We start from the raw sequence: 14,197 nt of genomic DNA, 5'->3' as shown, positions 1-14,197 counted from the left end.
TGGCTACAATCAAATGCAAGAACCGTGCCCCTCATGACCAAACGCCTGCTCCCCCTCCTTCTGTTGCCCGCCCTGACCTGCCTGGCCGGCAACGCCCTGGCTGAGAAAGCCGACCGCAACAAGCCGATGAATATCGAGTCGGACACCTTGCACCACGACGAGCTCAAGCAAACCAGCATCTTCACGGGCCGCGTCGTCATGACCAAGGGCACCATCGTGCTGCGCGGCGAGCGCCTGGAGGTCACGCAAGACCCCGAGGGCTACCAGTCCGGCGTGGCCGTGGCCGCCCCGGGCGAGCGCGCCTTCTTCCGCCAAAAGCGCGACAGCGCACCGGGCCAGCCCGAGGAGTTCATGGAGGGCGAGGGCGAAACCATCGTCTACGACGGGCGCAACGACACCGTCAAATTCATCCGCCGCGCCGAGCTGCGCCGCTACCGGGGCGCCACCCTGGCCGACGAAGTCTCGGGCAGCATCATCACCTACAACAACCTCACCGACCAATTCCAGGTCGATGGCCCCAAGAGCAGCGCCGGCGCGCCCACCCCCAGCAGCAAGGCGCCGCGCGTGCGCGCCGTGCTCGTACCCAAGGAGCAGCCGGCGCCAGCACCTGCCGCCCCCGGCCCCGCACCGGCATTGCGCCCCAGCCCCGCCATGGGCGGCGAGCAGTGACTATGAGTGCACCCGCCCCCCAAGACGCTGGCAGCTGCCTGGAAGTGCTGCACCTGCAAAAGTCCTACGGCAGCCGCAAGGTGGTCAAGGACGTGTCGCTCGCCGTGCGCAAGGGCGAGGTCGTGGGCCTGCTCGGCCCCAACGGCGCCGGCAAGACGACCTCGTTCTACATGATCGTTGGCCTGGTACGCAGCGACGGCGGCGACATCCGCATCGACGGCCACTCCATCGCCAACATGCCCATCCACCGGCGCTCGCGCCTGGGGCTGTCGTACCTGCCGCAAGAGGCGTCGATCTTTCGCAAGCTCAGCGTGCAGGACAACGTGCGCGCCGTGCTCGAACTGCAAAAAACCGAAGATGGCCGCCCCCTGAGCAAGCCTGAGATCGAGCGCCGCCTCGACAGCCTGCTGCAGGAGCTGCGCGTCGAGCACCTGCGCCAGTCGCCGGCGCTGGCGCTCTCGGGCGGCGAGCGCCGGCGCGTGGAAATCGCGCGCGCCCTGGCGACGCAGCCGCGCTTCATCCTGCTCGACGAGCCCTTTGCCGGCATCGACCCGATTGCCGTCATCGAGATCCAGCGCATCATCGGCTTTCTCAAGGAGCGCGGCATCGGCGTGCTCATCACCGACCACAACGTGCGCGAGACGCTGGGCATCTGCGACCGCGCCTGCATCATCAGCGAAGGCCGGGTGCTGGCCCAGGGCGCACCGTCGGACATCGTAGACAACGCCGAAGTGCGCCGCGTCTACCTGGGCGAGCATTTCCGCATGTAGCCCGGCCCGCCGCCATGCAGCCCAGCCTGTCGCTGCGCGTCTCGCAGCACCTCGCCCTCACACCGCAGCTGCAGCAGTCGATCCGGCTGCTGCAGCTCTCGACCCTGGAGATGGCGCAGGAAGTCGAGCAAATGCTCGATGACAACCCCTTTCTGGAGCGCGACGGCGACAGCGACGGCCACACCGACGACACCCCCACGCCGCCCCCGGAGGCGGCCCATGATGCTCCTATTTCAGGAGCTACTGACGCTGATCCAGCAAGCGCTGGAGCCGAAAATGATGCCGATTACCAGCCCACCGACTGGGAGGGCGAAGGCGCCATCGACAGCGCCCACGCCGACGGTGAATGGGGCTTTGAGGGTGCGCCGCGCCAGGCCAGCGCGGGCGAAGACGACGAGCAGCTCGACGCCGGCAGCCGCGCCGACAGCCACGAGTCCCTGGCCGCGCACCTGCACCGCCAGGCGCTGGTGCTGCGCCTGGGCGAGGACGACCGCGCAGCGCTGTACTTCCTGATCGAATCGCTGAGCGACGACGGCTACCTTGAAGAACCCCTGGATGCGCTCGCCGCCCACCTCGCAGGCGCCAGCACTGGCGAAGCCTATGAGGCGCTGCTGCACCACCTGAGCGTCGCCCTGGGCCTGCTGCAGCACCTGGAGCCCGCCGGCGTCGGCGCCAGCGGCCTGGCGCAATGCCTGCAGCTGCAGCTGCACGCGCTCGAACGCGAAGAATGGGGCGACCCGGCCCTGCTCGCCACGGCACAGCAGCTGTGCGCGCAGCCGCTGGAGCTGCTGGCACGGCGCGACCTGCGCCGCCTGGCGCAGCACTGCGCCTGCGACGAAGAGCAGGTGCGCGCCGCCCTGACCGTGATCGCGCGCCTGGAGCCGCACCCCGGGCGGCGCTTTGCCGACGTCAGCCGCCACGCCCTGGTGCCCGACGTCATCGTCAGCAAGGCTGGCAACGGCTTTCGCGTGCAGCTCAACCCCGACGTCATGCCACGCCTGCGCGTGCACGAGGTCTACGCCAACGCCCTGCGCGGCCAGCGCGGCAGCGACGGCCATGCCGGGCTGCAAGCACGGCTGCAGGAGGCGCGCTGGTTCATCAAGAACATCCAGCAGCGCTTTGACACCATCTTGCGGGTCTCGCAGGCCATCGTCGAGCGGCAAAAAAGCTTCTTCGTGCACGGCGCGCTCGCCATGCGCCCGCTGGTGCTGCGCGAAATTGCCGACGAGCTCGGGCTGCACGAATCGACCATCTCGCGCGTCACCAGCGCCAAGTACATGGCCACGCCCCAGGGCACGTTCGAGCTGAAGTATTTTTTTGGTTCCGGCCTGGGCACGGAAACCGGCGGCAGCGCCTCCAGCACCGCCGTACGCGCGCTCATCCGGCAATTCGTCGCCGCCGAGAACCCGACCAAGCCGCTGTCGGACAGCCAGCTGGCCGAAATGCTCAAAGAACAAGGCATAGAGTGCGCACGCCGCACCGTCGCCAAATACCGCGAGGCGCTGAAAATCGCCCCCGCCAACCTGCGCAAAGCGCTTTAACCGCCCCCGACCATGGCCCGTATCGTTTTTGACCTTCCGCCGCACTTTGGCTTTGACACCGAGGTGCAGGTCTACATCAACCACGTCAACTACGGCGGCCACCTCGACAACGCGCTGCTGCTGACCCTGGTGTCCGAGGCGCGGGTGCGCTTTTTTCGCGCCCTGGGCTACGCCGAGAACGACGTCGGCGGCCTGCCCATCGTCGTCGGCGACGTGCTGGCGCAGTACCGCAGCGAGGCTTTTTACGGCGAGCAGCTGCGCATTGCCATGCAGCCCACCGATCTGAGCCGCTGCGCCTTTGACCTGGCCTGGTGCGTGACCGAAAACAGCCAGGGGCGCGAAGTCGCGCGCGGCAAGCACGGCATCGTCTTTACTGACCCGGCCACGCACCGCGCCGCCAGCATCCCCGAGGCCGTGCGCGCGCAGCTGCTGGCGCTGTAATTAACGCAGCAACGCCCGGCCCGCCAACACGTGGGCCGCACCCTCGTCGAGCTTGAAGCCGGCCACCGTGGCGGCCAGCTCGTGCGCCTGCTGCTGCAGCGACTGCGCCGCCGCCGTGGCCTCTTCCACCAGCGCGGCGTTTTGCTGCGTCGCCTGGTCCATCTGCGTCACGGCGCTGCCGATCTCGGCAATGCCGGTGCTCTGCTCCTGGCTGGCGTTGCTGATCTCAGCGACGATGGCCGTCACGCGCTGCACGCTCTGCACCACCTGGGCCATGGTCTGGCCAGCGTCTTGCACCAGGCGGCTGCCGGCGTCCACCTGCGCCACCGAATCAGCAATCAGGCCCTTGATCTCCTTGGCCGCACTGGCGCTGCGCTGCGCCAGCGCACGCACCTCGGCGGCGACGACGGCAAAGCCCCGGCCCTGCTCGCCAGCGCGCGCGGCTTCCACCGCCGCGTTCAGCGCCAGGATGTTGGTCTGGAAGGCGATGCCATCAATGACGCCGATGATGTCCTCGATCTTGTGCGCCGAGGCGTCGATGCCGCCCATGGTCTGTACCACCTGCTGCACCACCGCGCCGCCCTGGCTGGCCACCTGCGAGGCATCGCGCGCCAACTCGCTCGCCTGGCGGGCGTTGGAGGCGTTTTGCTGCACCGTGGCCGTAAGCTGCTCCATGGCGGCGGCGGTTTCTTCGAGCGAGCTAGCCTGGTTTTCGGTGCGTGCCGACAGGTCGTGGTTACCGCTGGCGATCTCGCTGCTGGCGGTGCGCACCGAGTCCGAGGCGTCGCGAATGCGCCGCAGCACGGCGGCGATCTTGTCGGCAAACTGGTTGAACGCCTGGCCAATCTGCGCCAGCTCATCCTGACCCGAAGCGTCCATGCGCCGCGTCAGGTCGCCCTCGCCGCTGGCGATGTCGGCCAGCGCATCGCGCACCAGACCCAGGCGGCGCAGCATGTGGCTGACAACGAAAGACAACAGCAACACCGTCCCCACGGCGCACAACAAGGCAATCACCGTGGCAATTTGCACCAAGCGGCGCACCGGCGCCGTGGCCTCGGCGCGGTCGGCGCTCACGGCCAGCAGCCAGGGCGTGCCCGGCACGCGGCTGGCGTAGAGCATCTGCTCGGCACCGCCGACCTCCACCTCGGCGTGGCTGCCGCTGCCAGCCAGGCTGGTCAACAAACTGGCGGTGAGTGCGGGGGCCAGATCGGTCGCCGGCTTCATGGCCAGATCGGCACGCTGGTGCGCCAGGATTTTGCCGTCGGCATCGACCAGCATGGCAAAGCTCTTTTCCAGCGGCCGGATGGCGGCCACCTTCTGCGTCACTGAATCGAGGAACAAATCGCTGCCCGCCACGGCCACGGCCTTGCCGCCTTGCATCGCAGGCGTGGCCAGCGTCACCGTCAGGCGGCCGCTGCTGGCGTCGGTATAGGGCGGGCTGACCACGGCCTTGCCCGCCTGCGCCGCCTGCTGGTACCAGGGACGGCTCGTCGGGTCGTAGCCGGTGGCCGGTGGCGAGGTCGAAAAATGGCGCTTGTCAGCGTGGGACAGGAACACGGCATCAAAACCGCCGGCGCGCTGCGTCAGCTGCAAAAACGCCAGCGGGTCGTTGTTCGCCGCCAACGGCGTCAGTGCCGTGACCAGCTGCTGCTTTTCCTGCAGCCAGCCGCCAATTTCTTCGGCGTGGGTGCGGGTGAGCTGGCCAATCTCGCCATCGAGCGCGGCCAGCGTATTGCTGCGGACAAAAAACAAGGTCGCCAAGGCCAACACCGCCAGCGACAGCATGGTGATGGCGACGCAAATCGCAATCAAGCGGGCACGCAAAGTGGTCAACATAGGGTTACCCCTTAAAAGAAAAGCCGACCATTGTCTTTTACACGTAAAATTTTGTGTTAATCACCCCGACAAAACAAAAGGCCATTGGGGCCGATCGCACAGTGCCGGCCCAAGGCCATGGCAGTGCGGGGGACAATACGTGCTTTGGCCCTGCGGGGGCCGCCGGTGCGCGCGCCGCACACACACCATGAACACCTTGCAACTTTTTCTGCCCTGCGCCGCCGGCGTCGAGGGCTATTTGGCCGACGAGGTGCACACCCTCACCGGCCTGACCGGCCACGACCTGCTGGTCGGCCGGGGCGGCGTGCAACTCACCGCCTCCTGGCGCCAGGCTCTGCAGCTGAACCTGCACAGCCGCCTGGCGCAGCGCGTACTGGTGCAGCTGGGCGAGCGCCTGTACCGCAACGAGAACGACCTCTACGCCCTGGCGAGCGACATCGCCTGGGAAATCTGGTTCACCCCGCGCCAGAGCTTCAAGATCGAGGTCACGGCGCAGCACAGCCCGCTGACCAGCCTGAACTTTGCCGCCCTGCGCATCAAGGACGCCGTCGCCGACCGCTTTCGCGCCAAGACCGGCGTGCGCCCGGACGTGCAAACCCGTTGGCCCGACGTGCGCATCCACCTGCACCTGACGACCGACCAGGCGCAGCTGTACATCGACACCTCGGGCGAGCCGCTGTTCAAGCGCGGCTGGCGCCAGGAAAAGGGCGACGCACCGCTGAAAGAAACCCTGGCCGCCGCCATGATTGCCGCCAGCGGCTGGGACCCGCTGGGCGAGGCGCCGCTGCCGCTGTACGACCCCTGTTGCGGCAGCGCCACGGTGGTCATCGAGGCGGCGCAAATGGCCTGCCGCATCGCCCCCGGCCTGCAGCGGCGCTTTGCCTTTGAAAAGCTGTTGCCCTACCAGGCGCACGTCTGGTCTGCTATTAAAAACGAAGCTGCTGACGCTGTATCTGCGCCCTCTGTGCCGATTTTTGGCAGTGATATTTCGCACCGCATGGTCGATTTTGCGCAGCACAACGCCGAGCGCGCCGGCGTCGCCCACGCCGTGCAGCTGCGCGGCGGCGACGCCCTGCAGCGTATGCCGCCCTGCGCCCAGCCGGGCCTGATCCTGATGAACCCGCCCTACGGCGAGCGCATTGCCGCCGCCGGCAGCTTTGGCCGCAACGCGCACGAACGCATGGCCGAAGTCGGCCGCGCCGGGCGCGAGCAGGCGCAGACCGAGGACGGCGTCGATTTCTTCCAGCAACTGGCCACGCACTGGAAGAAAAACTACAGCGGCTGGCAGGCCTGGATGCTCACGCCCGACCTGAAACTGGCGAGCAAGATGCGCCTGAAAGAATCGCGCCGCGTGCCGCTGTGGAACGGCCCGATCGAATGCCGCCTGCTGCGCTTTGACCTCATCGCCGGCTCGGCCCGGCGCCGCCCGGCCGACGAAGGCGCGGCCCCTGCCGCCTGATCCCGCCGCCTGATGCGCCCAGAAATTTTCGCCTGGCCCGCCGCCAGTGCCCCGCGCGCGCTGGTGCTCGACACCAACATCGCCCTCGACCTGCTGGTCTTTGCCGACCCCGCCAGCGCCCCGCTGGCGCCGCTGCTGGCGGCGCGCGCACTCGACTGGATCGGCACCGCCGCCATGCGCGCCGAGCTCGCCTGCGTGCTGCGCTACCCGCAGCTGGCGCCGCGCCTGGCCTACCATGGCCTGAGCGACGCCGCCGTGCTCGCCACCTGGGACGCCCAGGTCCGCCTGTGCCCCGAGGCGCCGCGCGCGCCCTACGTCTGCAAAGACGCCGACGACCAGAAATTCATCGACCTGGCCGCCGCCCACGCCGCCCTGCTGCTGTCCAAGGATCGCGCCGTGCTGCGCCTGAACAAACGCCTGCAGCGCCTGGGCGCGCAGGTTGCCACCACCCTCGTTTTACAAGGCTGACGCCATGACCGACACCCACGACACCCCCGCCTTCCCCCACGCCCTGAGCAACGACGAACTGCAGGAACTCGACGACCTGCTCGACAGCCTGCGCGCGCGCAGCGAAGAAATCCCGCAGTGGGAGTTCTGCGACGGCTTTCTCGCCGCCCTCGCCTGTATGCGCCGCCCGGTGCCCGTGGCCGAATGGCTGCCCATGCTGCTGGGCGATGGCCTGGCGCTGGAGCAGGCCGAGGGCGCGCCGCTGCCGCTGCTCGACGCTTTTGAAACCCCGGTGCAGCAAGAACGCTTCCTGGCCCTGTGGGCGCGCCGCTGGGCCGAAGTCGAGCGCCAGCTCGACGCCGACGTGAAAAGCCTGGACGAGGACGAAGCCTACTGCCCCGAGGCCATGGACACGCGCGGCGCCATCGCCAGCCTGCCCGAGGACGAGCGCGCCGAGCTCGACGGCCAGCCCATCCCCTCGTTCGGCCAGATTTGGGCCCTGGGCTTCATGTTCGCCGTCGAGAACTGGGAGGACGACTGGGCCGCGCCGCGCGACAAGGAAGCGGCGCAGTGGATCGACGACGCCCTCTCGCGCATCGTCGCCCTGACCGAGGACGACACCGGCAAGCCCGAAGTCTGCATGTACGCCGAAGACGGCCCGCCCAGCACCAGCCAGGCACGCCTGAACGCCTACGGCGAAGCCGTGTGGGCGGTGTACGACCTGCGCCAGGTCTGGAAGAGCCTGGGCCCGCGCCAGGAACCCATCGCCCGCAGCCAGGCACCGGGGCGCAACGACCCCTGCAGCTGCGGCAGCGGGAAAAAGTACAAAAAATGCTGCGGCGCTTGATCTAGCTGCGCGCGCAGCTATCAATTTTGGGTGTCCAATCGGCGCCCATGGCCCACCCATCGCGCCCCTTGAGTCCACCGCCGCCAGCGCCAGAGCGCCTGGCAGCTTGGTGCCGCGCGCACGGCCCCTGGCTGCTCGAAACCCTGCTGGTTTACGCCCTGGCGCTGACCGTCGGCCTGGTCGCCTTCTGGGACTGGTGGGATGCCCTGCTGTGGCCACTGGGCAACGCTTACTGGCTGTTTCTGTTCGTCACCTGGGCCGGGGTGCGTCTGGGCTGGTGGGGCACGACCGGGCTGCTGCTGCTCATCGGCCTGCAGGCCGGCTGGGGCACGCAGCAGGGGCTGGGCTTTTTTGCCCGCGACCTGAACTCCGGCGTCTGGCTCGGCTACGCCTCATACATGCTGATCCTGGCGCTGGTGGGCTGGTCGCTGGCGGGCTACCTGGCGGCGCTGCGCCGGCAAAAAGCCGATGCGCGCATCGCCGCCATCGCCTTTGAATGCCAGGAGGGGCTGCTCATCACCGACGCCCAGGGCCGCATCCTGCGCGCCAACCAGGCGTTCCAGACCCTCTCGGGCCACGACTGCACACAGGTCGTGGGCCAGATGCCGCATTTCCTGCTCGCCCACGGCAGCGCCGAACCCCTGCCCTGGGCTGCCTTGCAGCGCCAGGAATGGCACCGCCGCAGAAGCGGCGAACGCTACCCGGTGTGGTTCACGCGCACGCCGGTGCTCGGTGGGCGCGGCCAGGTGACGCACTACGTGCTCACCATGACCGACCTGAGCGACTGGCGCGCCCAACGCGCCCAGCGCCGCCAGCGCGAGCTGCAGCTGCGCAGCGCCCTGGTGCGCGAGGTGCACCACCGCATCAAGAACAACCTGCAAGGCATCAGCGGCATGTTGCAGACCCTGGCGCTGCGCTACCCCGCGCTGCGCGAACCGTTGACCGAGGCCACCGGCCAGGTGCAAAGCATTGCCGTGCTGCACGGCCTGCAAGGACGCGGCCACGCCGAGCAGGTGCAGCTGTGCGAATTGCTGCGCGACGTGGCGCAGGGCGTGGGCGCCCTCTGGGGGCTGCCGCTGGCGTTCGATCTGGACGACTGCTGCCACACCTGCACCCTGCTCAGCAGCGAGGCCGTGCCGCTGGCATTGATCGTGCACGAGCTGCTGGTCAACGCCATCAAGCATGGCGGCCAGCAAGCGCAGGACGTAAGCATGGCCCTGGCACCCGGGGCCCAGCCTGGGCATATGCTGATTACGATTTCCAACCCCGGCCAATGGCCCGCCCAGGGGCCGCAGCCGGCCCAGGTCGGGCTGGAGCTGGTCGCTGCCCTCATGCCGCGCCACGGCGCGGCGCTACAACTGCGCCAGGAAGGCGCACGCGCCCTGGCCGAATTGCAACTGCAGCCCCCCGTGCTGCAACTGCCCACCGACGGAGAACGCCTGCCATGACAGACACCCCCGCCCGCCCCGCCCGCCTGCTGCTGGTGGACGACGACCGCCTCATCCTCGGCACCCTGGCCCAGGGCCTGCGCCACATGGGCTATGAGGTGCACCAGGCCGAATCGGCCGAAGACGCCGAAGCCCTGCTCAGCAGCGGCCTGCGCCCGGACATGGCGCTGCTGGACGTGCACATGCCCGGCGCCGGCGGCCTGTGGCTGGCGCAGCGCCTGCGCGAGATCGAGCATGTGCCCTTCGTCATGCTCAGCGCCTATGGCGACGCCAGCACCGTCGCCCAGGCCACGCGCAGCGGCGCCCTGGCCTACCTCGTCAAGCCCCTGGCGCTGACGCAAATCCAGCCCGCCATCGAAACCGCGCTGCAGCGCGCGCTCGAAATTGGCGAACTGCGGCGCACCCGCGAGCAGCTGCAGTCCGCCCTGGACGGCGACCGCATCATCAACGTCGCCACCGGCCTGACCATGGCGCAGTACAAGCTGCCGCGCCAGCGCGCCTTCGAGCTGCTGCGCTCGGCTGCGCGCGCCCAGCGGCGCAAGCTCATCGATGTCGCCCAGGAGACGGTGCAGGCCTTCGACGACGCACACGCTTGATCCAGCGCAAAAGGCGCTGGTAACCACCTGTAAGGCATACGGGTTACCACGCACATCATTCCACGGGCCTTGTCCCAAAAATGGCCCCGCCCACTGCACTCCAGACAGTGGACTGTTCCACCGGCCTTGCTCCTGCCGCACCGTTTGACCCCACGTTGCGCGCAGAAAGCAGGCCATGCCACCTCCCGCACCCGACACCCTCTCGCTACCCCCCATACGCCGGGGCTGGTTCACGCACCAGCTGGCGCAGCTGCGCATACGCACCCGCATCACGGCGCTGATGCTGCTCGCCGCCCTGGTGGCCGGGCTGCTGGCGGCGCTGGGCATTCGCGGCCTGGCGGCGGCCCAGGAGAGCCTGCGCGTGGTCTACGAAGACCGCATGACACCCGTGCGCAACCTTTCGGAAATTGGCCGCCTGATGCTGGCCAACCAATTGCAGATGCAGCTGGCCCTGGTGCAGGCCCGCCCCGGACAGCATGGCCCGGTGCTCGGACGCAGCTCGGCCTACCAGGCGGCCGAAGAAATCGAGCGCAACGTGGCCACCATCGACCAACTCTGGCGCAGCTACCTGGCCGCCCCGCGCGCGCCCGAGGAGCAGCTGCTGGCACAGCAGTTTGGCGAGCGCCGCAGCCGCTACCTGCGCGAAGCCGTGGCCCCCGGCCTGGCCGCGCTGCGCGCCTTGGACTACAGCGATACCCAGCGCCTGGCGCTCAACGCCCGCTCGCTCTACGAGCAGGCTTACCCCGACGTACAAACCCTCATCCGCCTGCAGTTCGAGCAGGCCCAGGCCGCCTACCACAGCGGCGTGCTGCGCTACCAGCGCACCGGCTGGCTGGCCCTGGGCGGCTTGCTGCTGGCCATGGCCCTGCTCGGGCGCCTGGGGGCGCTCTTGATCCGCTCCATTGCCGAGCCACTGCAGCACATGATTGCACTGTGCGCGCGCATTGCCGCCGGGCGCCTGGACAACCCCGTCGCCCAGAACGGGCGCGACGAGATCGGCGCCGTCTTTCGCGCCCTGCACGCCATGCAGCAGCAGCTGGCCGACAGCGCCCAGGCCGTGCACCGCCTGGCCTATTTCGACCCGCTGACCGAGCTGCCCAACCGCACCCAGCTGCGGCACGCCATGGAACAGGCACTGCAGGCCAGCGACGAAGGCGCCCATGGCGCGCTGCTGCTGATCGACCTGGACAACTTCAAAACCATCAACGACAGCCTGGGCCACGAGATCGGCGACCAGCACCTGCAGCACGTAGCACGCCAGCTGCGCGACGCCGCCGGCGATCAGGCCCTGGTGGCGCGCCTGGGCGGCGACGAGTTCGTGCTCCTGGCGCAGGCGCTCGATAGCGACGAGCAGCGCGCCCAGGAGCAGGCCCGCACGCTGGCGCTGCAGGTGCTCACCGCCGTCGCACGCCCAGTGCGCCTGGCCGGGCGCCAGCTGCAAAGCAGCGCCAGCGTGGGCGTGTGCCTGTTTCGCCCCGGCACGCTCTCGGGCAAGGAGCTGCTCAAGCGCGCCGACACCGCCATGTACCAGGCCAAAAGCGCCGGGCGCAGTGCCTACCGCTTCTACGACCCGGTGCTGCAGGCGCAGCAAGAAGCGCGGGCCGCGCTGGAGGCGGCGCTGCGCAGCGCCATCGGCGCGCAGCAGCTGGCGCTGCACTACCAGCTACAGGTCGATGCCCAGCGCCAACCCATCGGCGTCGAGGCCCTGCTGCGCTGGCAGCACCCGCTGCACGGCCCCGTCTCGCCGGCGCAGTTCATCCCGATTGCCGAAGACTCCGACCTCATCCTGGAGCTGGGCGACTGGGTACTGGAGGCCGCCTGCACTGAGCTGCGCACCTGGGCCGACGAACCTGCGTTGGCGCGGCTGACGATGTCGGTCAACGTCAGCGCACGCCAGTTTGCGCACAGCCACTTCACCGAGCATGTACAGGCAGCGCTGCAGCACAGCGGCGCCGACCCGCAGCTCTTGGTGCTGGAGCTGACCGAATCCATGGTGCTGCACGACGTGGCCGACACCGTGCGCAAGATGCAGGAGCTGCGCCGCCTGGGCGTGCGCTTTGCGCTCGACGACTTTGGCACCGGCCACTCCAGCCTGTCGCAGCTGCAGCGCCTGCCGCTGTACCAGCTCAAGATCGACCGCAGCTTCATCCAGGACATGGGCGCGCAGGCGCAGGACACGGTGATCGTGCAGACCATCATCGGCATGGCGCAGAACCTGGGGCTGGACGTGGTTGCCGAAGGCGTCGAGAACGAAGCCCAGTACGCCGCCCTGCTGGCCCTGCACTGCCCGAGTTTTCAAGGCTATCTGTTTAACGCCCCCCAAACCGCCGACAGTTTGCACAGCCTGCTGCGCAGCAGCCTGCCCCTGCGCCGCCCGCTGAGCGTGGCCGCGCCGCCGGCCCCGCCCGCACCATCGACGCTCCCTCTCCGGCACAGCCCTGTCACCCAAGAAAGGTCCGCATGAACCGCTTGCTCATCTCCACCCGCGTGGCCCTGCTGGCCACGGCCCTGTCGCTGCTGGTGCTGGTCATCGGCCTGCTGGGTTTATGGGGCATTTCCCAGGCCAATGCAGCGCTGCAAAGCCTGTACCAGGAGCGCCTGGCAGCGACCGAGCAGATGGGGCGCATCCAGGCGCTGCTGCTGCGCAACCGCCTGGCGCTGGCCACCGCCCTGGTCACGCCCGAGCCCACCTTGTTGCAAGCGGGCGCCGACGAGATCGAAGCCAATATTGCCGAGATCAACCAACTCTGGCAGCACTATGAAGCAGCACCGCACAGCGCTGCCGAAAAAGCCCAGGCACAGGCGTTCATCACCCAGCGCCAGCGCTTCGTGCAAGAGGGTCTGCGCCCCGCCGTCGCCGCCTTGCGCGCGCAGGATGTAGCGCAAGCGCGCCAGCTCACGCTCGACGCCGTGCGCCCGCTGTACGGCCCGGTGGGCGCAGGCATTGCCGCCCTCGTCACTTGGCAGCGCGAAGCCGCCGGCCAGGCCTACGCCGCTGCCCAGCAGCGCTACGACGGCATCCGCACCTTCACCTTCGCCGCCATTGGCTGCGGCCTGCTGTTTGCCCTGCTCTTTGGCCTGGCGCTGGTGCGCAGCGTGCGCAGCGCCCTGGGCCAGGCCGTGCAGGCGGCGCAGCACATGGCCAGCGGCAATCTGGCACAGCCGATTGCCGTGCAGGGCCACGATGAAGCAACCCAGGTGCTGCAGGCTCTGGCCACCATGCAGGGCCAGCTCGCCACCTTGGTGCAAGACATCCGCGACGGCAGCGAGAACGTGGCCAACGCCGCCGTGCAGATTGCCGCCGGCAACGCCGACCTGGCCACGCGCACCACCGAGCAGGCGAGCGACCTGGAGCAAGAAGCGGCTGCCCTGCGCCAGCTGGGCGTGAGCATGGAGCACAGCTGCAGCCACGCGCAGCAGGCCCAGGCCATCGTGCAAGACGCCAGCCGTGCCACCTCCGAGGCGGCGCACACCATGGCCTCCGTGGTGCAGACCATGGGCGCGATCGAATCCTCCTCGGCCAAGATGGCCGACATCATCGGCCTGATCGACGGCATCGCCTTCCAGACCAATCTGCTGGCGCTCAACGCCGCCGTCGAGGCCGCACGCGCCGGCACCCAGGGCCGGGGCTTTGCCGTCGTCGCGGCCGAGGTGCGCAACCTGGCGCAGCGCAGCGCCGAGGCGGCACAAGACATCAAGCAGCTGATTGCCACCAGCACCGGCCACAGCAGCCAGGGCACGGCCCTGGTCGAGCGCGCCGGCCAGACGCTGCGCCAGGCCGAAGCCACCATCGCCCGCGCCGCGCCGCTGATGCAGGCCATCAGCAGCGCCAGCGCCGAGCAAAGCGCGGGCATGGTGCAAATCGGCCAGGCCATGCAGCACATGGACCAGGGCACGCAAAGCAACGCCGCGCTGGTCGAGGAAATCTCCCAGGCCGCCGCCAGCCTGCGCCACCAGGCCCAGGCCCAGGTGCAGGCGTTGGCGGTGTTTCGCCTGCAAGGCGACGCCGATGCCGAGGGCCTCTGGCTCGACTCCCAGCCCCAGCCCGAAGAGGCCGCGCACAGCCCAGCCCACCCCCTGGCGCTGCTGCCCGCGCAAGCCGAGCCGCCCCGGCTGCAGGCAGCGGCCTGAGCAGGGCAGCCT

General features: G+C 69.0%; 12 protein-coding genes. 11 read left to right on the top strand and 1 reads right to left on the bottom strand.

From position 1 onward, the window contains the following. Window positions 1–33 precede the first annotated feature (33 nt). Genes lptA through G7045_RS02365 form a run of 4 tightly spaced genes read left to right on the top strand, consistent with a single transcriptional unit; the run spans window position 34 to window position 3,421 of the window. Window positions 34–669, top strand: coding sequence for a lipopolysaccharide transport periplasmic protein LptA (lptA, locus tag G7045_RS02380; RefSeq protein ID WP_166156773.1), 636 nt, complete (start codon window positions 34–36; stop codon window positions 667–669). Window positions 670–671: 2 nt separating this feature from the next. After that, window positions 672–1,439: an LPS export ABC transporter ATP-binding protein gene (gene lptB, locus G7045_RS02375; RefSeq protein ID WP_166156770.1), complete on the top strand. Its 768-nt coding sequence runs from the start codon at window positions 672–674 to the stop codon at window positions 1,437–1,439. A 14-nt stretch (window positions 1,440–1,453) separates the two neighbouring features. Next, complete coding sequence (locus G7045_RS02370; protein WP_166156768.1) at window positions 1,454–2,980, top strand: RNA polymerase factor sigma-54; 1,527 nt, start codon at window positions 1,454–1,456, stop codon at window positions 2,978–2,980. A gap of 12 nt (window positions 2,981–2,992) precedes the next feature. Beyond that, on the top strand, window positions 2,993–3,421 hold the full coding sequence (locus G7045_RS02365) for a thioesterase family protein (protein ID WP_166156765.1): 429 nt from the start codon (window positions 2,993–2,995) through the stop codon (window positions 3,419–3,421). Here the strand turns inward: G7045_RS02365 and G7045_RS02360 are convergent, their stop codons facing one another. Next, window positions 3,422–5,257, bottom strand: a complete 1,836-nt coding sequence (locus G7045_RS02360; protein ID WP_166156761.1) for a methyl-accepting chemotaxis protein — start codon at window positions 5,255–5,257, stop codon at window positions 3,422–3,424. Between the two features lie 187 nt (window positions 5,258–5,444). On the opposite strand from G7045_RS02360, the gene G7045_RS02355 reads away from it, so the two are divergent. The 7 genes from G7045_RS02355 to G7045_RS02325 all read left to right on the top strand — a co-directional run bounded on the left by G7045_RS02355 (window position 5,445) and on the right by G7045_RS02325 (window position 14,185). Further along, a complete protein-coding gene (locus G7045_RS02355; protein ID WP_166156758.1) occupies window positions 5,445–6,716 on the top strand; it encodes a class I SAM-dependent RNA methyltransferase in 1,272 nt (423 codons plus the stop codon). Between the two features lie 12 nt (window positions 6,717–6,728). After that, a complete protein-coding gene (locus G7045_RS02350) occupies window positions 6,729–7,184 on the top strand; it encodes a PIN domain-containing protein (protein WP_166156755.1) in 456 nt (151 codons plus the stop codon). A 4-nt stretch (window positions 7,185–7,188) separates the two neighbouring features. Further along, window positions 7,189–8,010: a YecA family protein gene (locus tag G7045_RS02345; RefSeq protein WP_166156752.1), complete on the top strand. Its 822-nt coding sequence runs from the start codon at window positions 7,189–7,191 to the stop codon at window positions 8,008–8,010. Between the two features lie 47 nt (window positions 8,011–8,057). Continuing rightward, on the top strand, window positions 8,058–9,458 hold the full coding sequence (locus tag G7045_RS02340) for a sensor histidine kinase (protein ID WP_166156749.1): 1,401 nt from the start codon (window positions 8,058–8,060) through the stop codon (window positions 9,456–9,458). After that, a complete protein-coding gene (locus G7045_RS02335; RefSeq protein ID WP_166156746.1) occupies window positions 9,455–10,054 on the top strand; it encodes an ANTAR domain-containing response regulator in 600 nt (199 codons plus the stop codon). Before G7045_RS02340 ends, G7045_RS02335 begins: the two co-directional genes overlap by 4 nt. 175 nt (window positions 10,055–10,229) lie before the next feature. After that, window positions 10,230–12,518 (top strand): bifunctional diguanylate cyclase/phosphodiesterase, encoded by a 2,289-nt coding sequence (locus G7045_RS02330; RefSeq protein WP_166156743.1) that lies wholly within the window; start codon window positions 10,230–10,232, stop codon window positions 12,516–12,518. Continuing rightward, window positions 12,515–14,185 carry a methyl-accepting chemotaxis protein gene (locus tag G7045_RS02325; protein ID WP_166156740.1) on the top strand — a complete coding sequence of 557 codons (1,671 nt, stop codon included), beginning with the start codon at window positions 12,515–12,517 and terminating at the stop codon, window positions 14,183–14,185. Before G7045_RS02330 ends, G7045_RS02325 begins: the two co-directional genes overlap by 4 nt. Window positions 14,186–14,197 lie beyond the last annotated feature (12 nt).

The organism is Acidovorax sp. HDW3 (assembly GCF_011303755.1).
Classification (GTDB): domain Bacteria; phylum Pseudomonadota; class Gammaproteobacteria; order Burkholderiales; family Burkholderiaceae_C; genus Paenacidovorax.
This window is presented reverse-complemented; position numbering and strand designations above follow the sequence as displayed.

Excerpts from the sequence above, each read along its gene's own strand:
- lptA (WP_166156773.1), top strand. The coding sequence starts at position 34 with ATGACCAAACGCCTGCTCCCCCTCCTTCTGTTGCCCGCCCTGACCTGC.
- lptB (WP_166156770.1), top strand. The coding sequence starts at position 672 with ATGAGTGCACCCGCCCCCCAAGACGCTGGCAGCTGCCTGGAAGTGCTG.
- G7045_RS02370 (WP_166156768.1), top strand. The coding sequence starts at position 1,454 with ATGCAGCCCAGCCTGTCGCTGCGCGTCTCGCAGCACCTCGCCCTCACA.
- G7045_RS02365 (WP_166156765.1), top strand. The coding sequence starts at position 2,993 with ATGGCCCGTATCGTTTTTGACCTTCCGCCGCACTTTGGCTTTGACACC.
- G7045_RS02360 (WP_166156761.1), bottom strand. The coding sequence starts at position 5,257 with ATGTTGACCACTTTGCGTGCCCGCTTGATTGCGATTTGCGTCGCCATC.
- G7045_RS02355 (WP_166156758.1), top strand. The coding sequence starts at position 5,445 with ATGAACACCTTGCAACTTTTTCTGCCCTGCGCCGCCGGCGTCGAGGGC.
- G7045_RS02350 (WP_166156755.1), top strand. The coding sequence starts at position 6,729 with ATGCGCCCAGAAATTTTCGCCTGGCCCGCCGCCAGTGCCCCGCGCGCG.
- G7045_RS02345 (WP_166156752.1), top strand. The coding sequence starts at position 7,189 with ATGACCGACACCCACGACACCCCCGCCTTCCCCCACGCCCTGAGCAAC.
- G7045_RS02340 (WP_166156749.1), top strand. The coding sequence starts at position 8,058 with ATGGCCCACCCATCGCGCCCCTTGAGTCCACCGCCGCCAGCGCCAGAG.
- G7045_RS02335 (WP_166156746.1), top strand. The coding sequence starts at position 9,455 with ATGACAGACACCCCCGCCCGCCCCGCCCGCCTGCTGCTGGTGGACGAC.
- G7045_RS02330 (WP_166156743.1), top strand. The coding sequence starts at position 10,230 with ATGCCACCTCCCGCACCCGACACCCTCTCGCTACCCCCCATACGCCGG.
- G7045_RS02325 (WP_166156740.1), top strand. The coding sequence starts at position 12,515 with ATGAACCGCTTGCTCATCTCCACCCGCGTGGCCCTGCTGGCCACGGCC.